Annotated in this window: 26 protein-coding genes; 21 read left to right on the forward strand and 5 right to left on the reverse strand. The window is 64.8% G+C overall.

Annotated elements, in window-relative coordinates; translation table 11 throughout:
- The first annotated feature begins 228 nt into the window (after positions 1-228).
- From NCR39_RS14665 to NCR39_RS14690, 6 genes are read left to right on the forward strand one after another with little or no spacing between them, the layout of a single operon-like run.
- A complete protein-coding gene (locus NCR39_RS14665) occupies positions 229-1248 on the forward strand; it encodes a LacI family DNA-binding transcriptional regulator (protein WP_250452832.1) in 1020 nt (339 codons plus the stop codon).
- A gap of 2 nt (positions 1249-1250) precedes the next feature.
- The gene (locus NCR39_RS14670; RefSeq protein WP_250452833.1) at positions 1251-2738 is read left to right on the forward strand and encodes a sugar ABC transporter ATP-binding protein; all 1488 of its coding nucleotides are present in this window, start codon (positions 1251-1253) and stop codon (positions 2736-2738) included.
- A complete protein-coding gene (locus tag NCR39_RS14675; protein WP_250452834.1) occupies positions 2719-3735 on the forward strand; it encodes an ABC transporter permease in 1017 nt (338 codons plus the stop codon). Before NCR39_RS14670 ends, NCR39_RS14675 begins: the two co-directional genes overlap by 20 nt.
- A 31-nt stretch (positions 3736-3766) precedes the next feature.
- Complete coding sequence (locus NCR39_RS14680) at positions 3767-4732, forward strand: substrate-binding domain-containing protein (protein WP_250452835.1); 966 nt, start codon at positions 3767-3769, stop codon at positions 4730-4732.
- Between the two features lie 45 nt (positions 4733-4777).
- Complete coding sequence (locus tag NCR39_RS14685) at positions 4778-5845, forward strand: sugar phosphate isomerase/epimerase family protein (RefSeq protein ID WP_250452836.1); 1068 nt, start codon at positions 4778-4780, stop codon at positions 5843-5845.
- Positions 5842-6963 (forward strand): Gfo/Idh/MocA family protein, encoded by a 1122-nt coding sequence (locus tag NCR39_RS14690; RefSeq protein WP_250452837.1) that lies wholly within the window; start codon positions 5842-5844, stop codon positions 6961-6963. The genes NCR39_RS14685 and NCR39_RS14690 overlap by 4 nt, the downstream gene beginning before the upstream one ends.
- A 49-nt stretch (positions 6964-7012) precedes the next feature.
- Here NCR39_RS14690 and gnd read toward each other — a convergent pair whose 3' ends face one another.
- Together gnd and NCR39_RS14700 are read right to left on the reverse strand one after the other, a co-directional pair.
- Positions 7013-8419, reverse strand: coding sequence for an NADP-dependent phosphogluconate dehydrogenase (gene gnd / locus NCR39_RS14695; protein ID WP_250452838.1), 1407 nt, complete (start codon positions 8417-8419; stop codon positions 7013-7015).
- Positions 8420-8506: 87 nt separating this feature from the next.
- Positions 8507-8665: a hypothetical protein gene (locus NCR39_RS14700; protein ID WP_250452839.1), complete on the reverse strand. Its 159-nt coding sequence runs from the start codon at positions 8663-8665 to the stop codon at positions 8507-8509.
- Here NCR39_RS14700 and NCR39_RS14705 point away from each other — a divergent pair.
- From NCR39_RS14705 to NCR39_RS14755, 11 genes are all read left to right on the forward strand, one after another.
- Positions 8664-9005: a hypothetical protein gene (locus tag NCR39_RS14705; RefSeq protein ID WP_250452840.1), complete on the forward strand. Its 342-nt coding sequence runs from the start codon at positions 8664-8666 to the stop codon at positions 9003-9005. The two genes, NCR39_RS14700 and NCR39_RS14705, sit on opposite strands and share 2 nt — an antisense overlap.
- Positions 9006-9046: 41 nt before the next feature.
- Positions 9047-9982, forward strand: a complete 936-nt coding sequence (panE, locus tag NCR39_RS14710) for a 2-dehydropantoate 2-reductase (protein WP_250452841.1) — start codon at positions 9047-9049, stop codon at positions 9980-9982.
- An 89-nt stretch (positions 9983-10071) separates the two neighbouring features.
- The gene (locus NCR39_RS14715; RefSeq protein WP_250452842.1) at positions 10072-10623 is read left to right on the forward strand and encodes a chromate transporter; all 552 of its coding nucleotides are present in this window, start codon (positions 10072-10074) and stop codon (positions 10621-10623) included.
- Positions 10620-11147 (forward strand): chromate transporter, encoded by a 528-nt coding sequence (locus tag NCR39_RS14720; RefSeq protein WP_250452843.1) that lies wholly within the window; start codon positions 10620-10622, stop codon positions 11145-11147. Before NCR39_RS14715 ends, NCR39_RS14720 begins: the two co-directional genes overlap by 4 nt.
- 63 nt (positions 11148-11210) lie before the next feature.
- On the forward strand, positions 11211-11549 hold the full coding sequence (locus NCR39_RS14725) for a thioredoxin family protein (RefSeq protein WP_040049935.1): 339 nt from the start codon (positions 11211-11213) through the stop codon (positions 11547-11549).
- 101 nt (positions 11550-11650) lie between these two features.
- The gene (locus tag NCR39_RS14730; RefSeq protein WP_250452869.1) at positions 11651-12355 is read left to right on the forward strand and encodes a FadR/GntR family transcriptional regulator; all 705 of its coding nucleotides are present in this window, start codon (positions 11651-11653) and stop codon (positions 12353-12355) included.
- Complete coding sequence (ltnD, locus tag NCR39_RS14735) at positions 12252-13271, forward strand: L-threonate dehydrogenase (RefSeq protein ID WP_350029677.1); 1020 nt, start codon at positions 12252-12254, stop codon at positions 13269-13271. Before NCR39_RS14730 ends, ltnD begins: the two co-directional genes overlap by 104 nt.
- Positions 13272-13317: 46 nt before the next feature.
- The gene (gene otnI, locus NCR39_RS14740; RefSeq protein WP_250452844.1) at positions 13318-14106 is read left to right on the forward strand and encodes a 2-oxo-tetronate isomerase; all 789 of its coding nucleotides are present in this window, start codon (positions 13318-13320) and stop codon (positions 14104-14106) included.
- 16 nt (positions 14107-14122) lie between these two features.
- On the forward strand, positions 14123-15091 hold the full coding sequence (denD, locus tag NCR39_RS14745; RefSeq protein WP_250452845.1) for a D-erythronate dehydrogenase: 969 nt from the start codon (positions 14123-14125) through the stop codon (positions 15089-15091).
- Positions 15092-15325: 234 nt separating this feature from the next.
- The gene (locus NCR39_RS14750; RefSeq protein WP_502800218.1) at positions 15326-16414 is read left to right on the forward strand and encodes a DedA family protein/thiosulfate sulfurtransferase GlpE; all 1089 of its coding nucleotides are present in this window, start codon (positions 15326-15328) and stop codon (positions 16412-16414) included.
- Entirely contained in the window at positions 16411-18204 is a 1794-nt protein-coding gene (locus tag NCR39_RS14755) for an FAD-dependent oxidoreductase (protein WP_250452847.1), read from the forward strand. Before NCR39_RS14750 ends, NCR39_RS14755 begins: the two co-directional genes overlap by 4 nt.
- A gap of 4 nt (positions 18205-18208) precedes the next feature.
- Here NCR39_RS14755 and NCR39_RS14760 read toward each other — a convergent pair whose 3' ends face one another.
- Both NCR39_RS14760 and NCR39_RS14765 read right to left on the reverse strand, forming a co-directional pair.
- On the reverse strand, positions 18209-19609 hold the full coding sequence (locus NCR39_RS14760) for a heavy metal sensor histidine kinase (RefSeq protein ID WP_250452848.1): 1401 nt from the start codon (positions 19607-19609) through the stop codon (positions 18209-18211).
- Complete coding sequence (locus NCR39_RS14765) at positions 19606-20277, reverse strand: heavy metal response regulator transcription factor (protein WP_040049941.1); 672 nt, start codon at positions 20275-20277, stop codon at positions 19606-19608. Before NCR39_RS14765 ends, NCR39_RS14760 begins: the two co-directional genes overlap by 4 nt.
- Before the next feature lie 127 nt (positions 20278-20404).
- Between NCR39_RS14765 and NCR39_RS14770 the strand changes: the two genes are divergently transcribed.
- From NCR39_RS14770 to NCR39_RS14780, 3 genes are read left to right on the forward strand one after another with little or no spacing between them, the layout of a single operon-like run.
- Positions 20405-21028: a cytochrome b/b6 domain-containing protein gene (locus tag NCR39_RS14770; protein ID WP_250452849.1), complete on the forward strand. Its 624-nt coding sequence runs from the start codon at positions 20405-20407 to the stop codon at positions 21026-21028.
- 4 nt (positions 21029-21032) lie between these two features.
- Complete coding sequence (locus NCR39_RS14775; protein WP_250452850.1) at positions 21033-21800, forward strand: molybdopterin-dependent oxidoreductase; 768 nt, start codon at positions 21033-21035, stop codon at positions 21798-21800.
- 44 nt (positions 21801-21844) lie between these two features.
- Positions 21845-22459, forward strand: a complete 615-nt coding sequence (locus NCR39_RS14780) for a DUF5666 domain-containing protein (RefSeq protein ID WP_250452851.1) — start codon at positions 21845-21847, stop codon at positions 22457-22459.
- Positions 22460-22475: 16 nt separating this feature from the next.
- Here NCR39_RS14780 and NCR39_RS14785 read toward each other — a convergent pair whose 3' ends face one another.
- Positions 22476-23897: an aminotransferase-like domain-containing protein gene (locus NCR39_RS14785; RefSeq protein ID WP_250452852.1), complete on the reverse strand. Its 1422-nt coding sequence runs from the start codon at positions 23895-23897 to the stop codon at positions 22476-22478.
- 190 nt (positions 23898-24087) lie between these two features.
- Between NCR39_RS14785 and NCR39_RS14790 the strand changes: the two genes are divergently transcribed.
- A complete protein-coding gene (locus NCR39_RS14790) occupies positions 24088-24504 on the forward strand; it encodes a DUF2917 domain-containing protein (RefSeq protein WP_250452853.1) in 417 nt (138 codons plus the stop codon).
- Positions 24505-24521: the final 17 nt, after the last annotated feature.

Genomic DNA, 24521 nt, shown 5'->3' on the forward strand with positions numbered 1-24521 from the left:
ATCGTGCAGAAGGCGCGTGGTGCAATGCGCAGGATGGCGATAGCCTTCTCACTAGAACTGACCGCCGAAGCTTCGGACGCCCCACCGGAAGCCATCCTGTCGTCTGTCGTAAGGTCAAGACGACAAGGCCTTAAGCGTTTATCCCTATCCATTTCCGGTTGCCTTGCGCGCACATCGGACCAAATAATGTAATCCATTACATCTCGTCCGCCGCAGTTGGCGCGCAGCATGTCCGATACCGTTCGTTCCCGCGAGGAAGTGTCGATTGCCGATGTCGCCGAGCGCGCCGGTGTGTCCGTCGCCACGGTGTCGCGCGTGCTCAACGGCCACACGAACGTGCGCGAGGCGACGCGCGAAAAGGTGCGCGCGGCGGTGGCGGCGAGCGGCTATCGCATCAACGAGCTTGCGCGCAATCTGCGCACGGCGGAAAGCCGCCTGCTGCTCACCATGGTGCCCGACTTCGGCAATCCGTTCTACGCGGCGATCGTGCGCGGCATCGACAGCGTCGCGCGTCAGAACGGCTATTTCATGCTGCTCTGCGATACCGGCGCGGACCCGTTGCGCGAACGAAGCTACTTCGATCTCCTGCGCGGCCGCCGCGCCGATGGCGCCATCTGTCTCGATCCCGCCGCCGTGCAGAACGCGCTCGCCGAGGAAGCATCGGCGCTGCCGTGGGTCGCGTGCTGCGAATTCGATCCCGACGCGGGAGTGCCGTATGTCGGCATCGACAATCATCTGGCGGCGGGCGACGTCATGCGATATCTCATCGGGAAGGGCCATCGCCGCATCGCGCTGATCAATTCCGGCCACGGCTATCTGTACGGACGCCAGCGGCTCGCGGGCTATCGCGATGCGCTCGAAGCCGCCGGCATCGCGGCGAATCCGGCGTGGCAGATCGAACTCGACAGCCTCGACTACGACGCAGGCGGGCGCGCCGCCGCGCAACTCGCATCGCTCGGACGCGAAAGGCCGACGGCCATCTTCGCGGTCTCGGACACGCTCGCCATCGGCGTGATGAACGGCCTGCGCGGTGCGGGCCTTCGCGTTCCGGAAGATGTCGCCGTCGTCGGCTTCGACGATATCGCCGTGGCCGCGCACGTCGATCCGCCGCTCACCACCGTCGCGCAACCCATGCAGGCGCTCGGCGAAGCCGCCGCCAATCTGCTGCTCAAGCGCCTGCGCGATCCGCGCGCGCATGTGCCGGGCGTGCTGCTGCCGCATCGGCTGATTCAACGAAGGAGCGCCTGACGATGAGTCTTGCCGTGCGTTTCGACGGAATCGAGAAACAGTTCGGCCCGGTGCGCGTGCTGCACGGCGTGAGCTTCGATCTCGCGCCGGGCCGCATCTACGGCTTGCTCGGCGAAAACGGCGCGGGCAAGTCCACGCTCATGAAGATTCTCGCGGGCTACGAGCGCCCGAACGCGGGCGACGTGTCGATCGACGGCGCGCGCGTCGATTTCACCAACTCCCGCGATGCCGAACGCGCGGGCATCGTGCTCATTCATCAGGAACTGAATCTCGCGGATCACCTGAGCATCACGCAGAACATGTTTCTCGGGCACGAAGTGCGCAAGGGCTTCTTTCTCGACGAAGCCGCGATGCGCGACGACGCCCGCGCCGCGCTCGCCGATGTCGGCCTGCACAAGAATCCGGATACGAAGGTGCGCGAACTGATCGTCGCGGAGAAGCAGCTCGTCGAGATCGCGAAGGCGATGCTGCGCCGTGCGCGCCTGCTCATCATGGACGAGCCGACCGCGACGCTCACGCCGTCCGAAACGCAGCGCCTGTTCGCGTTGATGGCGCGCCTGAAGGACGCGGGCACGACCATCGTCTATATCTCGCACAAGCTCGATGAAGTGGAGCGCGTGACGGACGAAGTGATCGTGATGCGCGACGGCCGCTTCGTCGCGCGCGCGCCGACGTCCGATCTCACGCGGCGGCAAATGGCGAATCTGATGGTCGGCCGCGAAGTCTCCGACATGTTTCCGCCGAAGCCCGCGCTCATCGACGATGCGCGCGTCGCGTTCGAAGTGGAAGGCGCATCCGTGCCGGGCTGGGCCGATGGCGTGAGCTTTTCCGTGCGCGAAGGCGAAGTGCTCGGCTTCGCGGGACTCGTCGGCGCGGGGCGCACCGAGCTGTTCGAAGCGCTCGTCGGCTTGCGTGCGCTGAGCGCGGGGCGCGTGTCGATCGCGGGCGAAACCGCGACGCTAAAAAGTCCGCGCGACGCGATGCGCCACGGCATCACGTATCTGAGCGAAGACCGCAAAGGGCGCGGCCTGCACGTCGACATGGCGCTCAAAGACAATCTCACGATGATGACGCTCGAACGCTACGCGCATCCGCTCATCGACAAGCGTGCGGAGCGCGGGGCGCTTTCCGTCGCGCTGAAGGACTTCGGCATTCGCACGGGCAATCCGTCGAGCCGCGCGCGCATGCTGTCCGGCGGCAATCAGCAGAAGCTCGCGCTCGCGAAGTTCCTGCATCCGGACCCGCGCGTGATCGTGCTCGACGAACCCACGCGCGGCGTCGATGTCGGCGCGAAACGCGACATCTATTTCCTGATTCATCGCCTCGCCGCGGAAGGGCGCGCGGTGATCGTCATTTCTTCCGAGCTGATCGAGCTGATCGGGCTATGCCATCGCGTCGCGGTGATGCGCGCGGGCGAACTCGTCGCGACGCTCGGCATGGACCTTCTGACCGAAGAGAGGTTGATCGCGCATGCGACCGGCACACACTGAAGACACCGCGAGCGAAAGCCGCTTTGCCGCGTTCTCGCGCGTTCTGTTCGGCGTCGGGCCGCTCATCGGGCTGATCGCGCTGTGCGTCGGCGGCACGCTGCTCAACGGCGACTTCGCCACCTTCGACAACGCGATGAACGTGCTCACGCGCACGTCGTTCATCGGGATCATCGCGGTGGGCATGACGTTCGTGATCATCTCGGGCGGCATCGATCTCTCCGTGGGATCGATGGCCGCGTTGATCGCGGGCAGCATGATCTACATGATGAACGGGCTGATGCAAGGCTTTCATGGTCATACGGTGCCGCCGCTTCTGATCATCGCGCTCGGCATCGTGCTCGCGCTCGTGCTCGGCGCGCTCTTCGGACTCGCGCATGGCCTGCTCGTGACGAAGGGGCGCATCGAGCCGTTCATCGTGACGCTCGGCACGCTCGGCGTATTTCGCGCGCTTTTGACGTGGCTCGCGGACGGCGGCGCGCTCACGCTCGACAACTCGCTCGTGGATCTCTACGGCCCGGTGTATTACGCGAGTCTCTTCGGCATACCCGTGCCGATCTGGGTCTTCGCGATCGTCGCGGCGGGCGGCGCGCTGGTGCTCAATCGCACGGTGTTTGGGCGGCATGTGCAGGCCATCGGATCGAACGAACAGGTCGCGCGTTATGCGGCGATTCGCGTCGACAACGTGAAGATCGCGACGTACGTGCTGCTCGGTCTGTGCGTGGCCGTCGCGACCGTTTTGTACGTGCCGCGCCTCGGTTCCGCGACGCCCACGACGGGTCTCTTGTGGGAACTCGAAGCGATCGCGGCGGTGGTCGTCGGCGGCACGGCGCTCAAGGGCGGCGAAGGGCGCGTGATCGGCACGGTCATCGGCGCGATTCTGCTTTCGGTCATCAACAACATCCTGAATCTCACGAGCATCATCAGCGTGTATCTGAACGCGGCGGTGCAGGGCGCCGTCATCATTCTCGTTGCTTTCCTGCAGCGCGGTCGTCGATAGCAAGAGCTTTCAAAAAACCGGAGACATCGTCATGAAGAAAATGCTTCGCGCGCTCGGCGCGCTCACGCTTGCGGCAAGCGCGGTCGCGCTCGCTTCGTCGTCCGCGCTCGCCGCCGACAAGGTGATACTCGGCGTCGCCATTCCGACCGCCGATCACGGCTTCACGGGCGGCATCGTGTGGTGGGCCAACGAGGCGAAGAAAGAGCTGGAGAAGGCGCATCCCGATCTGAAGGTGATCGTGAAAACGGCCGGCAGCGCGCCCGAGCAGGCGAATCAGTTGCAGGATCTCGTGACGGTCAACAAGATCAATGCGCTCGTGATCTTCCCGCAGGAATCGGCGTCGCTCACGCAACCGGTCGCGCAGGTGCACAAGAAGGGCGTGTACGTGACCGTGGTCGATCGCGGCCTCACCGACACCAGCGCGCAGGACGCCTACGTCGCCGGCGACAACACCGCGTTCGGCAAGATTCCCGCCGAGTATCTCGCGAAGCAGTTGAACGGCAAGGGCGATATCGTCGCGTTGCGCGGCATTCCGACGACGCTCGACAACGAACGCTGGACCGCGTTCGAAGGCGTGATCAAGCAGCATCCCGACATGAAGATTCTGGATGCGAAGTACGCGAACTGGAATCGCGATGACGCGTTCAAGGTCATGCAGGACTATCTCACGCGCTTCAAGCATATCGACGCGGTCTGGGCCGCCGACGACGACATGATGGTCGGCGTGCTGAAGGCGATCGATCAGGCGAAGCGCACGGACATCAAGATCGTGTTCGGCGGCGCGGGATCGAAGGAAGCGGTGAAGCGGATCATCGACGGCGACAAGCGCGTGCAGGCCGATGTGTCGTATTCGCCGAAGTTCATCTACGACGCGATCAAGCTGACCGCCGAAGCGCGCCTGAAGGGCGACAAGCTGCCGCCGACGACCATCATTCCTTCCGTGCTCATCACGAAGGACAACGCGAAGCAGTTCTATTACCCGAACTCGCCGTTCTGAGCGCAGGCCGGTCACGCGTGGCCGGCATTCTTATCGAGGCGAAAGATGAAGACCATCAAGGGCCCCGCGATCTTTCTCGCGCAATTCATGGGCGATGCCGCGCCGTTCGATTCCCTGAAGAACCTCGCGGCGTGGGCGGCTTCGCTCGGCTACAAGGGCATTCAGGTGCCGTGCGATCCGCGTCTGATCGATCTCGAGAAAGCCGCATCGAGCGATGCGTATTGCGACGATATCCGCCGCACCGTCGAAGAGGCCGGCGTCGAGATCACGGAGTTGTCGACGCATCTGCAAGGGCAACTGGTCGCGGTGCATCCCGCTTACGACACGCTCTTCGATGGCTTCGCCGCGCCGCACGTTCGCGGCAATCCGGCGGCGCGCACCGAATGGGCAATCGGGCAATTGAAGCATGCGGCGGCGGCATCGAAGCGATTGGGACTGAACGCGCACGTGACGTTTTCGGGCGCGCTCGCGTGGCCGTATGTGTACCCGTGGCCGCAGCGTCCGGCGGGTCTCGTCGAAGCGGCATTCGATGAACTCGCGACACGCTGGCGTCCGATTCTCGACGAGTTCGATCGCGCGGGCATCGACGTGTGCTACGAGTTGCATCCCGGCGAAGACCTGCACGACGGCGTGACGTTCGAGCGCTTTCTCGCCGCCGTGGACGATCATCCGCGCGCGAACATTCTCTTCGATCCGAGTCATTTCGTCTTGCAGCAGTTGGACTATCTCGCGTTCATCGACATTTATTACGCGCGCATCAAGGCGTTTCATGTGAAGGACGCGGAGTTTCGCCCAAACGGACGGCAGGGCGTGTATGGCGGCTATTCGGCTTGGGTGGATCGTGCGGGGCGTTTCCGGTCGCTCGGCGACGGTCAGATCGACTTCAAGGCGATCTTCTCGAAGATGGCGCAATACGACTTCGGCGGCTGGGCCGTGCTCGAATGGGAATGCGCGCTGAAGCATCCGGAAGACGGCGCGCGCGAGGGCGCGGTGTTCATACGCGACCACATCATCCGCGTGGCCGAGCGCGCGTTCGATGACTTCGCGGGCAGCGGCGCGAGCCGCGAGAAGATGCGCGACGTGCTCGGCATCGATGCGGGAGGCAAGCGATGAATCGCGTTCGCTTGGGGATGGTCGGCGGCGGCGAGGGCGCGTTCATCGGCGCGGTGCATCGGATGGCGGCGCGGCTCGACGATCGATACGAGCTGGTGGCGGGCGCGTTGTCGTCGGATGCGCGGCGGGCGGCGTCGAGCGCGGCGGCGATCGGCCTCGCGCGCAGCTACGACGATTATCGCGAGATGGCGCGCATCGAAGCGGGCCGTTCCGATGGCATCGAAGCGGTGGCGATCGTCACGCCGAATCATCTGCACGCGCCGATCGCGACGGCGTTTCTCGAAGCGGGCATCCACGTGATCTGCGACAAGCCGCTCGCCGTATCGCTCGATGAAGGCGAAGCGCTCGCGAAGCTCGCGCGCGACAAGGGACTCGTGTTCGCGGTGACGTACACGTACACGGGCTATCCGCTCGTGCGTCATGCGCGCGCGATGGTGCGGCAGGGCTTGCTCGGCGATATCCGCGTGGTGCAGGTGGAGTATGCGCAGGACTGGCTGTCGTTGCCGGTGGAGAACGCGTCGAACAGGCAAGCGGCGTGGCGCACGGATCCCGCGCTTGCCGGTCCGGCCGGTTGCCTCGGCGATATCGGCACGCATGCGTATCAGTTGGCCGAGTACGTGACGGGGATGCGGCCTTCGGAGCTATCGGCGGAAGTGACGACGTTCGTGCCGGGGCGACGTGTCGACGATCACGTGCAGGCGATGCTGCGTTACGCGAGCGGCGCGCGCGGCATGTTGTGGGCGAGCCAGGTCGCGGCGGGCGAGGAAAACGGCTTGCGGCTGCGCGTGTATGGAACGAAGGCGGGCTTGAGCTTCGATCAGCAATCGCCGAATGAGTTGTGGTTCACGCCGGTTGGCGAGGCGTCGCAGAGAATCACGCGCGGGCGCGTGCAAGGGACCGAAGCGCAGCATGCGACGCGCGTGCCGGCGGGGCATCCGGAAGGGTATATCGAGGCGTTCGCGCAGGTTTATACGGATGCGGCGGCGTGCATCGCGAGCGGGACCACGCAGGGCGACGAGTGGCTGACCACGGTCGAGGATGGCGTCGCGGGGTTGAGGTTCGTGGAGGCGGTGTTGCGGAGTAGTGGGGAGGATGGCCGTTGGGTTGGCGTCGAATGAAAAACGGGGCAGCCCGCAAGCCGCCCCGTTCGATGAACCTCTTAACGCATCACGCCCAGTTCGCGTGATAACTCCCCGCCTTGTCCGTCCGTTCGAACGTATGCGCGCCGAAGAAATCCCGCTGCGCCTGCACCAGATTCGCGGGCAGCCGCTCCGAACGATACGCATCGAAATAAGCAATCGCGGACGAGAACGCCGGCACCGGAATTCCCGCCTTCACCGCCGCGACGACCACATCGCGCAACGCGTCCTGATACTTCGCCGCGATATCGCTGAAATACGGGTCGAGCAGCAGGTTCGCAAGATCCTTGTCTGCTGCATAAGCGTCGGTGATCTTCTGCAGGAAGCGCGCGCGGATGATGCAGCCCGCCCGGAAAATCTTCGCGATCTCGCCGTACTGCAGATTCCAGTTGTAGTCGTCGGATGCCGCGCGCAGTTGCGCGAAGCCCTGCGCATACGACACGATCTTCGACAGATACAGCGCACGCCGCACCGATTCGACGAACGCCTCGCGATCGCCCTCGAACTTCGGCGACGGGCCGCTCAGCACCTTGCTCGCCTTCACGCGCTGATCCTTCAGCGAAGACAGCACGCGCGCGAACACCGCCTCGGTGATCAGCGGCAGCGGCGCGCCGAGATCCAGCGCGTTCTGGCTCGTCCACTTGCCGGTGCCCTTTTGCGCCGCGCGATCCAGAATGACATCGACGAGATCCTTGCCCGTCTCTTCGTCCTTCTTCGAGAAGATCTTCGACGTGATCTCGATCAGATAGCTGTCCAGCTCGCCCTGATTCCACTCGACATACACCTTGCCCAGTTCTTCGTTCGACAGGCCCGCGACGCGCTTCAGCACGTCATAGCTCTCGGCGATCAACTGCATGTCGCCATACTCGATGCCGTTGTGCACCATCTTCACGAAGTGGCCCGCGCCGTCCGGTCCCATGTACGCGACGCACGGCTCGCCGTCCGGCGCCTTCGCGGCGATTTCGGTGAGAATCGGCGCGACGAGTTCGTACGCTTCCTTTTGCCCGCCCGGCATGATCGACGGCCCTTTCAGCGCGCCTTCCTCGCCGCCCGACACGCCCGTGCCGATGAAATGCAGCCCCGACTTCGCGAGGTCCTGATTGCGGCGGATGGTATCGGTGAAATGCGTGTTGCCGCCGTCGATGAGAATGTCGCCCTTTTCCAGCAGCGGACGTAGCGACGCGATGGTTTCGTCGGTGCCGGCGCCGGCCTTCACCATCATCAGAATGCGGCGCGGCGTTTCGAGCGATTGAACGAACTCTTCGAGCGTGTACGTCGGCACGAGCTTTTTGTCGGGATGTTCGGCAATCAGTTCGTCGGTTTTGGCGCGGCTGCGGTTGTAGACCGAAACGGCGTGCCCGCGGCTCTCGATATTCAAGGCCAGGTTGCGGCCCATGACGGCGAGGCCCACCACGCCGATAGCTTGTTTGCTCATGCTTGATCTCCGAATGACCGAAGCGCTCGCAGCTCGTGGCGCGGGCGCTTCGGGATGAAACGTGTCGATGGATGCGGCGCTCGCGCTTCACAGGTCGCCCAGGGATTCGACCGGCGCATCGTGGATGCGCGAGCGCAGACCGCCCGAATTTACCACTTTGGGCCGCATCCGGCAGCGGTGGCGACCGCACGCGCGCGGGAACAGCGGCATAGAATGAACGCCCTTATGCTGCATCGAACGATCCATGGCGCTTTCCCGGCGCACGCGAGCGCATCACTATTCGGTTTATGTCGTCGAACTCTCGGACGCGGTCTGGAACGAGGCGCGCTTTCGCCGCGCGAATCCGGATTACGTGCTCGGCAAGCCGTTCGTGTATGTCGGGATGACGGGCATCGACCCGGACGTGCGTTTCGACAAGCACAAGGCGGGCATCCAGTCGAACCGCTTCGTGCGGGAATTCGGGCTGCGGCTTCTGCCGCATCTTTACGAGATGTATAACCCGATGCCCTACGACGGCGCGCGCGACATGGAAGTGGAACTGGCGATCGGCCTGAGGGAAGCGGGCTACGGCGTGTGGCAGGCGTGAGCCTGCGCGTTAAGCGGACAATCAACGACAAGGAGCGCGGCATGCGGATTCTGGTAGTGGGCGCGGGCGCCATCGGCGGATATTTCGGGGCGCGGCTGCTCGAAGCGGGACGCGACGTGACGTTTCTCGTGCGCGAACGACGCGCGCAACGGCTGCGCGACGGCGGCCTGAAAGTGCAGAGTCCCGACGGCGACCTGCGTTTCAGCAATCCGCCGATCGTGCTCGCGCAGGACATCGACGCGCCTTTCGATCTCGTCCTGCTCAGTTGCAAGGCCTACGATCTGCAAGGCGCGATCGATTCGCTCGCGCCCGCCGTCGGCCCCCATACGGCGATCCTGCCGCTTCTGAACGGCATGTCGCATCTCGATGCGCTCGACGCGCGCTTCGGCGCGGACAAAGTGCTCGGCGGCCAATGCGTGATCGCCGCGACGCTCGACGCCCACGGCGCGATCCTTCATCTCAACACGATGCAGTCGATGACCATCGGCGAACGCGCGGGCGGGCGCTCGGCGCGCATCGACGCGATCGCGGAGCAATTGAGCGGCGCGCGCTACGAGCTGAACGTGAGCGAAGACATCCTGCAATCGATGTGGGACAAGTGGGTGTTCCTCGCGACGCTCGCCGCCGGAACGTGCCTGATGCGCGCGCCCATCGGCGATATCGTGACCGCGCCGGGCGGCGAGGCGCTGCTGCGCGGGCTGTTCGACGAATGCCGCGGCATCGCCGGCGACAACGGGCATCCGCCGGGCGAAGCCGTGCTCGCGCGCTCGCGGACGTTCTTCTCGGAGCGCGGCTCGCTGATGACGGCGTCCATGCTGCGCGATATCGAGAACAACGCGCCGATCGAAGCGGATCAGATCGTCGGCGATTTGTCGGCGCGCCGAAAGACAGCGGCGGATGGAACGTCGCTGCTCGCGGTGGCGTACGCGCATCTGAAGGCGTACGAGGCGCGGCGCGCGCGTGCGTCGAAAGACTGATCGATTGCAAGGGCCGCTTTTGCTGCGCGGCCCGACGCTGTACGCTTCACGCTTCCTCGCATTGCTTCTTCGTATTTCCATCACGCGCCATGCTTCAGAACGACGACACGCACCGACCCACCATCGCGGAAATTTTCATCGGCTTTCTGACGCTCGGCCTTACCGCATTCGGCGGCGCGCTGCCGCTCGCGCGCCGTGAGATCGTCGAGCGCCGCAAATGGCTCGACGCCGACGCCTTCACCGATCTGCTCGGCCTCTGCCAGTTTCTTCCCGGCGGCAACGTGATCAATCTGTCGGTGGCGGTCGGCATGCGCTTTCGCGGGCTGCCCGGCGCGCTCGCGGGTCTGCTCGGGCTGATCGTCGGGCCGTCGCTCGTGGTGATCGGGCTCGGCGTCATCTATCAGCGCACGCATCAGGACCCGCGCGTCGCGCATCTGTTCGCCGGACTCGCGGCGGCGGCCGCGGGGCTGCTCGTCGCGATGTCGGTCAAGCTCATGTGGCCGCTGCGCAAGAAGCCGGAAGCGGCGGCTGTCGCGCTCGTCATGTTCGCGGCCATCGCGCTCTTGCGCACGCCGCTTCTCCCGTCGATGCTCGTGCTCACGCCCATTTCCGTGCTCGTCGCGTGGAAGGTGCGGCGATGAAAGACGTTCTGGTTTCGCTCGCGGGCATCTTCAGCCAGTTGTCGCTGCTCGCGTTCGGCGGCGGCAACACCATTCTTCCGGAGATGCAGCGGCAGGTCGTGCAGGTCCATCACTGGATGACGAAGGCCGATTTCTCCGCGCTCTTCGCGCTCGCGCAGGCCGCGCCGGGGCCGAACATGATGGTCGTCACGCTGATCGGCTGGCACGTCGCCGGATGGCCGGGCGTGCTGATCACGTCGCTGGCGAAGTTCGGGCCGTCGTCGCTCGTGACGATTGCCGCGCTGCACGCGTGGGAGCGCTTCAAGGACCGCCCGTGGCGGCGTTACCTTCAGATCGGGCTCGTGCCGGTCACCGTGGGTCTCGTCGCGTCGAGCGCGCTGCTCATCGCGGAGGCGTCGGATCAGACGGCGGTGCTCGTCGGCATCACGGCGGGCGTCGCGTTGCTGGCTTACAAGACGAGGCTGCATCCGCTCTGGCTGCTCGGGGCGGGCGCGCTGATCGGGCTCACGGGGTTCGGGCAATAAACTGCGCGCTAGCTGGCAGGTTTTCTGCTGCTTTCAAAACACGAAATAAACGAGGACAGCGCCATGACCATGACCACCGAATACGCGAAGACCGCGCCCGATCGCAGCGAAGTCGATGCGCTCACCGGTCCCACCGTCGTCGAATTCGGCACCGACTGGTGCGGTTTCTGCCGCGCCGCGCAGCCGCTGATCGCGCAGGCGTTCCAGGCGCATCGCGGCGTGCATCACATCAAGATCGAGGATGGCAGCGGCCGTCCGCTCGGCCGATCCTTCCGCGTGAAGCTCTGGCCGACGCTCGTCTTCATGCTCGGCGGCAAGGAAGTCGCGCGCCTCGTGCGACCCGGCGATGCCAGCGAAATCCGCGACGCGCTCGCGCTCATCGACGAGCCGCTCGCCGAATGACCGCCTTCGTGCGATAGCGCGCTAAGGGTTATCGCGGGCAAGACGCGCGTGGGTCGAACTTGTATGATGACCCGATGACTTTCCCCGCCGATCCGACGCGCATGTTCGAGAAGATCCCGCCCCGCGCGCTTTCCGACACGGTCGCGCAGCAGTTGCAGAAGCTCATCGAGAAGGGCAGTTTCGCCGCCACCGGCAAGCTGCCGAGCGAAGCCGTGCTCGCGCAGGAATTCGGCGTGAGCCGCACGGTCATCCGCGAGGCGGTCTCGCGCCTGAAGAACGAAGGCATGGTCGAGCCGCGTCAGGGCAGCGGCGTGTTCATCGTCGAGCGCGCGGGCATTCGGCCGTTGCGGATCGATTACGCGCAGGCCGTCGAGCCGGGCGCGGTCGTGCAGATTCTCGCGCTGCGCCGTGCGATAGAAGCGGAAGTCGCATCCGAAGCCGCGACGCGCCGCACCGATGCGCAGATGGCCGCGATCGACGCCGCGCTCGCCCGCATCGACGAAGCCGTGCGCGATGGCCGCGATGGCGTCGCGGAAGACGTGGCGTTTCATCGCGAGATCGCGAACGCGACCGGCAATCCGTATTTCCTGAAAACGCTCGCCTTCCTGAATCAATATCTGGAAGCGGGCACGCTCGTGACGCGCCGCAACGAAGCGCTGCGCGAGGATTTCTCGCGGCAGGTGCGCGAAGAACACGCCGCGATTGCCGCCGCCATTCGCGCGGGCGATCCGGCGGCCGCGCGCCACGCCGCCCAGACGCATCTCTACAACGCCGCGCGCCGTCTCGCGGAAGCCGGCATCCGCTAACCATCACTCGAAGAGAATCGCCATGTCCAGAAACGTGGGAGTCATCGGCTTGGGCGCAATGGGGCTGGGCGTCGCGCGCTCGCTGCTGCGCGCGGGCTTCGCCGTCCATGCGTGCGATGTGCGCCGCGAAGTGCTCGACGCGTTCACCGCGGAAGGCGGCATTGCGTGCGAATCGCCGGCGGAAATGGGCGGCAAGTGCGATGTCGTCGTGACGCTCGTGGTCAACGCGGCGCAGACCGAAACCGTGCTGTTCGGCGATAAAGGCGCGGTCGCGTCGATGAAGCCGGGCGGCGTCGTGCTCGCGTGCGCGACGGTCGCGCCGGGATTCGCGGTGGAACTGGGCAAGCGCGTGGAAGCGGCGGGCTTGCTGATGCTCGATTCGCCCGTTTCCGGCGGCGCCGCGAAAGCCGCATCCGGCGACATGACGATGATGACCTCCGGCCCCGCCGATGCCTACGCCGGGTGCGAAGACGTGCTGCAAGCGATCGCCGCGAAGGTGTATCGGCTCGGCGATGCGCACGGCGCGGGATCGAAAGTGAAGATCATCAACCAGTTGCTCGCGGGCGTGCATATCGCCGCAGCCGCCGAAGCGATGGCGCTCGGCATGCGCGAAGGCGTCGATCCGGACGCGCTCTACGACGTCATCACGCACAGCGCGGGCAATTCCTGGATGTTCGAGAACCGCGTGCCGCACGTGCTCGCGGGCGATTACACGCCGCTTTCCGCCGTCGATATCTTCGTGAAAGACCTGGGCCTCGTGCTCGATACCGCGCGCACCACGAAGTTTCCGTTGCCGCTCTCGGCGGCGGCGCATCAGATGTTCATGATGGCGTCGACGGCCGGTCACGGCGGCGAGGACGATATCGCGGTCATCAAGATTTTTCCGGGCATCGACGTTCCGAAGGGCGCGAAGTGATCGCGCGGCCCGGCCTGCCACGACAACCCATTCAAGGAGCACTCCGATGCCTCGCTTCGCCGCCAATCTCTCGATGATGTACACGGAACACGCGTTCCTCGACCGCTTCGCCGCCGCCGCGAAGGACGGCTTCAGGGCGGTCGAATTCCTGTTTCCGTACGACTTCCCCGCCGCCGACATCAAGACGCGCCTGACCGACAACGGCCTCACGCAGGCGCTTTTCAACGCGCCGCCGGGCGACTGGGCGGCGGGCGAGCGCGGCATCGCATCGTTGCCGGGACGCGAGGACGAGTTCAAGGCGAGCGTCGAGCGCGCGCTCGAATACACGGCCGTGCTCGGCAACGAAAAGCTGCACGTGATGGCGGGTTTGATCGCGCCGGATCAGCCGCGCGACGCGCATCGCGCGGTGTATCTCAAGAATCTGGAGTACGCGGCGAAGGCGGCGCAAGGCGCGGGCGTGCGCATCGTGATCGAGCCGATCAACACGCGCGACATTCCCGACTTCTTCCTCAATCGTCAGGACGAAGCGCAAGCCATCTGCGATGAAATCGGCGCGCCGAACCTGCAAGTCCAGTTCGATATCTATCACTGCCAGATTGTCGAGGGCGATGTCGCCGTCAAGCTCAAGCGCGACATGAAGCGGCAGAACGCGGGCATCGGCCATATTCAGATTGCGGGCGTGCCGGACCGCAACGAGCCGGATATCGGCGAAATCAACTATCCGTATCTCTTCGATGTGATCGATTCGCTCGGCTACGACGGCTGGATCGGTTGCGAATATCGGCCGAAAGCGGGCACGTCGGAAGGCCTCGGCTGGCTCAAGTCCTATCTCTGAAACAGGAGCGATGCCCATGCAAATCCTCATCACCGGCGGCGCGGGCTTTCTCGGGCAGCGGCTCGCCAGGCGTCTGCTCGATCGCGGCGAACTGAACGGCAAGCCGATCACGAAGCTCGTGTTGCTCGACGTGGCGCGTCCCGCCGACGAACGCCTGCTCGCCGATTCGCGCGTGCAGGCCGAAACCGGCGACATCTCGGATCGCGCGGTGCTGGAACGTCACGTCGACCGGAACACGGAAGCCATCTTCCATCTCGCCGCGATCGTCTCGGGCCAGGCCGAAGCCGACTTCGATCTCGGCATGAAGATCAATCTGGACGCGTCGCGCGCGCTGCTCGAAGTCTGCCGCGCGGCGGGACACGCGCCGCGCGTCGTGTTCACGAGTTCGGTCGCGGTGTACGGCGGCACGCTGCCCGACATCGTGCAGGACGATACGGCGCTCAATCCGCAATCGTCGTATGGAACGCAAAAGGCGATCGCCGAACTGCTGCTGTGCGACTACACGCGGCGCGGTTTCGTCGATGGCCGCGTGCTGCGGCTGCCGACCATCAGCGTGCGGCCGGGCAAGCCGAACGCGGCGGCGTCGTCGTTCGCGAGCGGCATCATTCGCGAGCCGCTGAACGGCGAACGCTCGACGTGTCCCGTCGGCGGCGACACGCGCGTGTGGCTGGCGTCGCCGAAAAGCGCGATCGAGGCGCTCGTCGCCGGCTGCGAACTGGATCGCGCGGCGCTCGGGAATCGGCCGGTGGTGAATCTGCCGGGCTTGTCGGTGAGCGTGGACGAGATGGTCGCGGCGCTGCGCGAAGTGGCCGGCGACGAAGCCGTCGCGCGCATCGACTGGCAGCGCGACGAGCGCATCGGGAAGATCGTCGAAAGCTGGCCGGGCGCGTGGAACACGGCGCGCGCCGAGCAACTCGGCCTCGTGGGCGACAAGTCTTTCGCCGACGTGATCCGCGCCTACATCGAAGAAGAACGGCGCGCGTGACCCCCGGCGCCGTGCGGCCCCGCACGGCGTCACGCTTTCATCCGCATTTCCGCGCTAAACTCATCTCTTAAATGTGACGAAGGCCGGCTGCGCGCTCCATGCGCCGCTGCGGATCGCGGGCGCCGCTTGCCCGATTCTCCCCGTTACTCCCGGTTCGCCGCCTTTCGCCGCCTTCGCGCGCGAAGCCGCTTCGTCCCGTCACCATGCCGTCGCGCCACGCGGGAGATTCCCATGTTGCTGCATCAGCTAGTCGATCGCTTCGGCCCGGCGATCGTTTTCATCAACGTGATGGGCTCGGCGCTCGGGCTGCCCGTGCCCGCCATGCCGACGATGATCATCGTCGGCGCGTCGATCGCGTTGATGGCCGTGAACGGCTCGGCGTTCTGGATGCCGCTCTTAGGCGTGCTGTGCGTCGCGGTGGCAGGCGGCGTGATCGGCGATTTCGTCTGGTTCCAGGGCGGGCGCAAATACGGCGATCGCACGCTCAAGACCATCTGCAAGCTCTCGCTGTCGCGCGACACGTGCGTGAAGAAAACCGAACGCTTCTTCGGGCGATGGGGCGTGCGCATTCTGCTCGTCGCCAAGTTCATTCCCGGTCTGTCGCTCGTCTCCGTGCCGCTCGCGGGCGCGATGGGCGTGCGCGTGCGCAGCTTCATCGCGCACGACGGCGCGGGCATCGCGTTGTGGGGCGCGGTCGGGTTGAGCGTCGGCGTGCTGTTCGCGGCGCAGCTTGAAATGGTCTTCGCGTTGATCTCGCGCCTCGGCCAGCAAGCGGTGATGGTCGTCGCGGCGCTGCTCGCGATCTACGTGACGTACCGCTGGTGGCGTCGCCGCGCGCTGATGGCGACGCTGGAAAAGGCGCGCATCACCGTCGACGATCTCTACGCGCTGATGCACGCGGAGCCGCTGCCCGTGATCTTCGACATCCGCTCGGCGGAGAAGCGCATGCTCGATCCGTTCGCCATTCCGGGCGCGCTTTTCGCCGATGAGCGCGAGCTGCAGAAGATCATCGAAAGCTACGACAAGTCGCGCAAGGTCGTGATCTATTGCTCGTGCCCGAATGAAGTGTCGGCGGCGTGGATGGCGAAAACCATGCGCAACGCGGGCTTTCGCGACGTGCTGCCGCTGACCGGCGGGCTCGACGCGTGGCGGCTCGCGGGCTTCGAGGTCGCGAATCTGACCGAGTTCGGCGAGCTGGTGGCGAAGAATCCCGAAGAAGCGGCGGAGATGGCGGCGACGTGCGCGCTGCCGATCGTGCAACAGGCGCAAGCGGCACAGGCGTCGTTGCATCCACACGGCTTACAACACGGAGATCGCGCATGAGCACTACCCCGAGCGGACACGGAACGGACATGCCGAACGTCGTCGCGTGGAGCCCGGGAATGCCGCCGCCGGACGATCCGAACGCCGTGCCGACGGGCGCCGGCTCGACCGCTTCCGCCGACGACGCGCCGTTCTCGCCGCTGCAAACGCGCTCGCATCAGATGTTTCCGCGCCTGACCGACGACGAAATCGAGCGCATGAGCCGCTTCGGCACGGCGGCGCGCTGGCGTGCGGGCGACTGGCTCTTCCGCATGGGCGAAGCCGGGCGCGGCATGGTCATCATCCTGAAGGGACTCGTGCGCGTCACGCGGCGCGATGCGCTCGGCAAGAATCACCTCGTCGTCGAACACGGCGCGGGGCATTTTCTCGCGGAAGTCGCGCAGCTTTCGGGCAAGCCGTGTCTCGTCGACGGCATGGCGGCCGAAGACGTCGAGGGCATCGTGGTGCCGCCGGAGCGTCTGCGCGCGCTGCTCGTCGCGGAAGCGGAACTCGGCGAGCGCATCATGCGCGCGCTCATCCTGCGGCGCGTCGGGTTGATCGAGAAGGGCAGCGGTCCCGTGCTGCTCGGCCAGTCGGACGATGGACGCCTCGTCTCGCTGCAAGGTTTCCTGCGCCGCAACGGCTATCCGCACACGGTCATCGACGCCTGCTCGGACCCGGACGCCATCGCGCTGCTCGAACGCATTTCGGCATCGACCGCGGATTTCCCGCTCGTCATCTGTCCGGACGGCACCGTGCTGCGCGCGCCCGACGAGAATCAGATCGCGACGCAACTCGGCTGGCTGCCCGAATTCGATGCGAACCATGTCTACGATGTCGCGATCGTCGGCGCGGGGCCGGCCGGTCTCGCGACGGCGGTGTATGCGGCGTCCGAAGGCTTGTCGGTGGCGGTGTTCGATTGCCGCGCGCCGGGCGGTCAGGCGGGCGCGAGCGCGCGCATCGAAAATTATCTCGGCTTTCCGACCGGCATTTCCGGTCAGGCGCTCGCGGGCCGCGCGTTCGTGCAGGCGCAGAAGTTCGGCGCGCATATCGCCATTCCGACGCGCATCAAGGCGCTGCATTGCGGGGCGTCGCCGATTCGGATCGAGCTTGAGAACGGCACGCGCGTGACGACGCAGACGGTCGTGATCGCGTCGGGCGCGGCATATCGGCGGCCGGCGATAGAAGGGCTCGAGCGTTACGAAGGGCATGGCACCTACTACTGGGCGTCGCCGGTCGAGGCGAAGCTCTGCAAGAACGCGGAAGTCGTGCTGGTCGGCGGCGGGAATTCGGCGGGGCAGGCGGCGGTGTATCTCGCGTCGCACGCGAAGCACGTGCATGTGCTGATTCGCGGCTCCGGGCTGGCGGCGAGCATGTCGCATTATCTGGTGGAGCGCATCGGCTCGCTGCCGAACGTGACGGTGCGCAAGCACACGGAAATCGTCTCGCTGACGGGCGATGACCGCGCGCTCACCGCCGTCCATTGCAAGACGCCCGATGGTCCGCTCACGATCGACTCGCGGCATCTGTTCCTGTTCACCGGCGCGGACCCGAATACGGACTGGCTGCGCGATTGCAGCGTGAGCGTCGATAAAAAGGGCTTCGTGCTGACCGGCCCCGAAGCGCACGACGGCCGCACGCAAGACGTGATGGGACTCGAGACGAGCGTGCCGGGCGTGTTCGCCATCGGCGATGTGCGGTCTACGTCGACGAAGCGCGTCGCGGCTGCGGTGGGCGAAGGCGCGGCGGTCGTCGCGCAGATTCACGGGCTGCTCGCGCAGCGGCAGGCGTTGGGCGTGGCGAACGCCTGAATTTTCACGCGTCCGGCGGAAACCGCAGCGTGAATTCGATCCACCCGTCCGGCGTGCAATCGGCGGATGCGGTGCCGCCGTGCATATGCATGATCGCCTGCACGATCGACAGCCCGAGTCCGCTCGATTCCGTGAACTGGCTGCGGGCCGCATCGCCGCGATAAAAGCGGTCGAAGAGCCGCGCGAGTTCTTCCTTCGCGACGCACGCGCCGCGATTGCCCACGACGATGCGCGCGCCGTTCGCATCCGCATGACCGGACAGGCGCACGACGGTGTCCGCCGTCGCATAACGCACCGCGTTCACCACGACGTTGCCGATCGCGCGGCGGCACATGATGGCGTTGGCGCGCATCTCGCCGCTGGCGTCGATCTCGAACGCGATGCGGCGTTCTTCCGCGATGCCTTCGAAGTACGCCGCGATCGTTTCCAGTTCTTCGCGGATGTCGATCCGCTCGCGCTCGATCGGCTGCTGCGAATGATCGGCCTGCGCGAGAAACAGAATGTTCTGCGCGATGCGCGCGAGCCGCTCCAGCTCTTCGAGATTCGATTCGAGCACGCCGCGATATTCCGCGACGCTGCGCTCGTGCGCGAGCATCACCTGCGTCTCGCCGATCAACACACCAATCGGCGTGCGCAGCTCGTGCGCGAGATCTGCCGAGAATTGCAGCAGACGTTCATAGCCGTGTTCGAGACGATCGAGCATCGCATTGAACGATGCCGCGAGGCTTTGCAATTCCGCCGGCGCATGCGCGACGTCGAGCCGCGCGGACATGCGGTTCGGCGTGATCTCGGCGGCCTTGTCCGCCATCCACTTGAGCGGCATGAGTCCGCGCCGCGTGACCCACCACGCGAGCAGCATCGTCACGAGCACCGCGCCGATCACCGTGATCCACACGCGCGCGAGGTACGCGGACAGCACGCGCGCTTCCTGCGTCATCACGTGCGCCGCGATGATCTCGACCATTTCGCCGCTCTCGCCGATGCGCGCCTGCGCGCCGACCCAGCGCATGCGCACGCCATCGGCGCGCGTGCCTTCGTAGAGATCGTCGAGACTGATCGCACGATCGACCGGCACGATATGCAGCGGCGGCAACGGCATGTGCTCGGGATTGACGTTGATGAAAGGCGCCGTGCCCGCGCGCCGAAAAATGATCACGTCTTGCCGGTCGCCGAGCATCGTTTCGAAGAGCCTCGGCCGCGCTTCGATCTCGTTGATCGTATAAAGATCGTGCAGCAGCGAGCGAAAATGTTCGACGCGCCCGATCACCTGATAATCGGCGCGCGTGGAGAGCGCGGAGTTCGTCGCGTGATAAAGCGACGCGCCGACCATGCCGACCACCACGCAGACGATCGCCGCGAACGACAACGCGATGCGAACCGCGAGCGACTGCGAATGGCGCTTCAAGAATCTTCCCCGAACGAATAGCCGATGCTGCGCACCGTATGAATGAGCTTCGGTTCGAACGCGTTATCGATCTTCGCGCGCAGCCGCTTGACGGCGACATCGACCACGTTGGTATCGCTATCGAAATTCATGTCCCACACTTCGGATGCGATCAGCGTGCGCGAAAGCGCTTCGCCCTGATGCTTGCAGAAGAGATGCAGGAGCGCGAATTCCTTGTTCGTCAGCACGATGTCGATACCCTTGCGCGTGACCTTGCGGCGCAGAACATCGACGTGAAGATCGGCGACCTTGTAGGTATCCGATTCGCGCATCACGCCGCGCCTGAGCAGCGTGCGAATGCGCAGCACGAGTTCGGTGAACGAAAACGGCTTGACGAGATAGTCGTCCGCGCCGAGTTCGAGTCCGTGAATGCGGTCGCTGACCTGATCGCGCGCCGTGAGAAAAATGACAGGCAAGTCACGCTTCGCGCGCAACGCGGACATCACTTGCCATCCGTCGATGCCGGGCAGCATGACATCGAGCACGATGAGTTCGTATGAATTCGCGAGCGCCTGATGCAGTCCGTCCGTGCCGTTGCGCACGAGATCGACCTGATAGCCGGACTCGATGAGCCCTTTTTTCAGGTAGTCGCCGGTCTTGCGGTCGTCTTCGATCACGAGAATGGTCATGCGCGCGTGCTTCGTCATGTAGGTTGACGTCATTCTAGCCAGCGCGCGCGCGAGGCCGGCGAACTATGACAAAAAAGTCATCGAGTCGTCATCGATCGAACAGCGCCGCGCCGCTAGCATGCGCTTCATGCTCGATAACTCAATCGCGAGGCCCGACGTGCAGCATCCCACGCTTCAGCCGCTATGGCTACGCATCACGCACTGGCTCAATGCGCTCGCTATCGTCGTGATGGTGACGAGCGGATGGCAGATCTATAACGCATCGCCGATCTTCGCGCCGTTCACGTTTCCTCCGTCCATCACGCTGGGCGGCTGGCTCGGCGGCGCGCTGCAGTGGCATTTCGCGGCGATGTGGCTGCTCGTTGCGAACTTCATCGTGTATGTCGCGATGAATGTGGTGACCGACCGCTTCAGGCGACGCATGTTTCCGCTGAGCATCAAGAGCGTCGTTAAAGACGCATTCGATGCGCTGCGCGGCAAGCTCGGCCACGACGATCTCACGCACTACAACGCCGTGCAGAAGCTCGCTTATCTCGCGGTGATCGTGGATATCGCCGTCATCATTCTGTCGGGGCTGGTCGTGTGGAAGTCCGTGCAGTTCCCGTTGCTTCGCACGCTGATGGGCGGCTATGACAACGCCCGCGTCGTGCATTTTTTCGGCATGAGTTTTCTCGTGGCGTTCGTCGTGCTGCATGTCGTGATGGTCGCGCTCGTGCCGCGTTCGCTCGTGCTGATGATCAAAGGACGTTGAAGCCATGTCGATGCGTAAATCCAGTCTCGATGCAGAGTCGATCATCAAGGACGCGGCGAAGGAATTGAAGGCGCCCGCGCGACGTTTGTTCGGCAAGCGTATTCTCACGCTCGGCGGTCTCGTGATGCTGTCGGGCTGCAACATCACCGACGACAAATCCGTGAACGCGATGCTGCGCAAGATATCGTCGTTCAATGACGATGCGCAGGCCTTGCTCTTCGATCCGAACAAGCTCGCGCCGACGTATCCGGAGTCGATGATCACGCGCCCGTTCCCGTTCAACGCGTTCTATGACATCGACGAAGTGCCGGAAGTGGATGCGTCGGCATACAAGCTCGAAGTGGGCGGGCGCGTGACGGGCAAGCGCGTATGGACGCTCGACGAACTGCACGCGATGCCGCAGGAAAGCCAGGTCACGCGGCATATCTGCATAGAAGGATGGAGCGCGATAGGCAAGTGGGGCGGCGTGCGCTTCGCGCATTTGCTGGCGCGCGCGGGCGCCGATACGAGCGCGAAGTATGTTGCGTTCCATTGCGCGGACAACTACTCGACGAGCATCGACATGCCGACCGCGCTGCATGCGCAAACGCTGCTCACGCTGACTTACGACGGCCAGATCCTGCCGCCGAAGTACGGCTTCCCGATGAAGCTGCGCATGCCGACCAAACTCGGCTACAAGAACCCGAAGCATATCGTCGCGATTACCGTGACGAACGATTACCCCGGCGGCTATTGGGAGAATCAGGGCTACAACTGGTTCGGCGGTTCCTGATGACGCATCATCGCTTAACCTCGTCCACACTCGAAGGAGATTCAATGTCCATTCGCATGAAACTCGGCCTCAGTATCGCGGCGCTCGCATTCACCACCGCGGCGCTCGCGCAAACGCCCGCAGCGAAGCCCACGCGCATTCGTGGCGATATCGTCGCGTTGTCGGGCGATACGCTCACCGTGCACCGCAAGAGCGGCGACACCGTGAAGATCGCGCTGAAGGCGGACACGCCCGTTTCCGCGCTGAAGAACATCAAGCTGCAGGACATCAAGCCGGGCGAGTTCGTCGGCACGGCGGCGACCACCGGCACCGACGGCAAGCTGACCGCAACCGAAGTGCTCGTGTTCCCCGAAGCCGCGCGCGGCACCGGCGAAGGGCACTATGCGTGGGACCTCGGCCCGCAAAGCTCGATGACCAACGCGAACGTCGATCAGGTCGTGCAGGGCACGAGCGGGCGCGATCTGAAGCTGTCGTACAAGGGCGGATCGAACTCGGTGACGGTGCCGGAGAACGTGCCCGTCGTGACGTTCGCGCCGGCCACGCATGACGACCTGAAGGCGGGCAAGAAAGTGTTCGTCGTGGCAAGTCCGGCTAGCGGCGGCACGTTTGAGGCGCAGCGGATCGTCGTGGAAAAGGATGGCGTCGTGCCGCCGATGTAATCGCGCGTTCGCGTGATCAAGCCGCGTCGCGCTTCTCGGCCATGTGCTCGAAGAAGCGCGCCGCGCGCCGGTCTCCCGCATACGCGGAGTTGATCCGCACCCACGCACACGCTTCGCCATTCGGCCGATAGTAGCTGCCCGGCGCAAGCGTCACGCCGAACTTCGCCGCTTCGTCGACGAGCACCGCTGAATCGTCGATGCCCGGCACGCTCGCCCACACCAGACTGCCGCCGCTCGGTTCATCGAACACTTGCCAGCCGTAGCCTTCGAGTTGCTGCACGGCGCTCGACAACGAATCGCGCACGCGCTTGCGCAGCCGCTCCAGATATTTGCGATACGTCCCGCGTTCCAGAAGACTTGCCGCGACGCTTTCCGCGAATCGCGTGCCGCCGAGGCTCGTCAGCACTTTGACATCGACGAGATCCTTCACGAGTTGCCGGTTCGCGGCCAGATATCCGATTCTCAGCGACGACGACAGCGTCTTCGACAACCCGCCCACGTAGATCACGCGATCGAGCTGATCGAGCGATGCGAGCCGTTGCGTCGGCACGGACTGGAAATCGGCGTAGATATCGTCCTCGACGATGGAAAAGCCGTGCAGCGTCGCGAGTTGCAGCAGCTTGAACGCGACTTGCGGCGCGATGTTCGTCGCGGTCGGATTCTGGAAAACCGTGTTGACGAAAAAGAGTTTGGGCTTGTGCTGCTTGAGCAGCGCTTCGGCGACGTCGATATCCGGACCGTTCGCGAGGCGCGGCACGCCGACGAGCCGCACGCCTTGCAGCTTCAGGAGGCCGAACAGGTTGTAGTAGCCGGGATCTTCGACGAACACGGTATCGCCGGGCTTGAGCATGGTCCGCACGATCAGGTCGAGCGCCTGGCTCGCGCCGTTCGTGATCGTCACGTTCGGCAGATCGGCGGCAATGCCGAGCGCGTTGAGCCGCAGCGTGATTTGCTGGCGCAAGGTGGCGTCGCCGTGCGGAATCGCGTAGTCGATCACGCTCGGCACGTCGCTGCGCGACGCCTGGCGGATGGCTTGCGTGAGGCCATCGACATCGCGCCACGATTCGGGAATGAAACCGCTCGAGAGCTTCAGCGTCTCGCCCGGATAGTTGAACTGCTGAAGGACCTGATTCGATTCCTCCTCAGCGAGTCGCGGATCGCAATTGCCCGATTCGCCGTCGCGGTCATCGACGCGATTCGCCACGAAAAAGCCCGAGCCGTGCTTCGGCTGAATGAGCCCGCGCGACGCGAGCCGGTCGTACGCCTCGATCACCGGAAAGCGGCTGATGCGCTGTTCGGCGGCAAGTTGTCGGATGGACGGCAGCTTGGCGCCGGCGAGCACGCGCCGCGAGCGGATCATCGCTTCGATCTGGTTGACGATCTGCTCGGTGAGCGGAACGCCGGTCGCGCCGTCGATAGTGAGCGGAAGTGCGTTCATCGTTTGAAGTGTTCGGTAGTGTCGACTGAACAGTTTGATGCGCTGTTCACGAGCGTTCAGATGCGATTCGAACGCAGCCGTGAGGCGGTGTCAAGACTGTCCGAATGGCCAGGGCGGTGTTCGTCAGCCGCCGAACAGTGCGAACTGTTTGCCATTTCTGCCTGTACAGTTCCGACGCAACTGTACGCAAGTGTTCATTCTGAATGTTCGGAACTGGCCGAATAATATGCTCAACGGCTGCGAACGGTTTGCTCGCGGCCGATTCGATCGGCTAACCGGGAGCGGCATCATGCGTGAAATTCGGACATTCGAACTCGACCGGCGCGATGCGCCTACGCGCTGGTTCAGCAACCGCCCGCAAACGCTGCGCGTGCTGCGTGGGCAAATCTGGATGACGGTGGAAGGCGAGGCAGACGATCACTGGCTCGCTATGGGCGATGCGATCGAGCTAACGCCGTTTTCGACGATCTGGGTCAGCGGCGCATGCGATGGCAGCCGCTTCTCGCTGGCGTCGGTTTCAACGCGTGGGCGAGGCGTCGGGGAAATCGTTCGCGCGTGGCTGGCGCGGCGCGTGGGGCAGAGCGGGAGCGCGGTGTCGAACGTATAGCGGGCGAAAAAAAACCC

It is taken from the genome of Caballeronia sp. ATUFL_M2_KS44 (assembly GCF_023630965.1).
GTDB lineage: Bacteria > Pseudomonadota > Gammaproteobacteria > Burkholderiales > Burkholderiaceae > Caballeronia > Caballeronia concitans.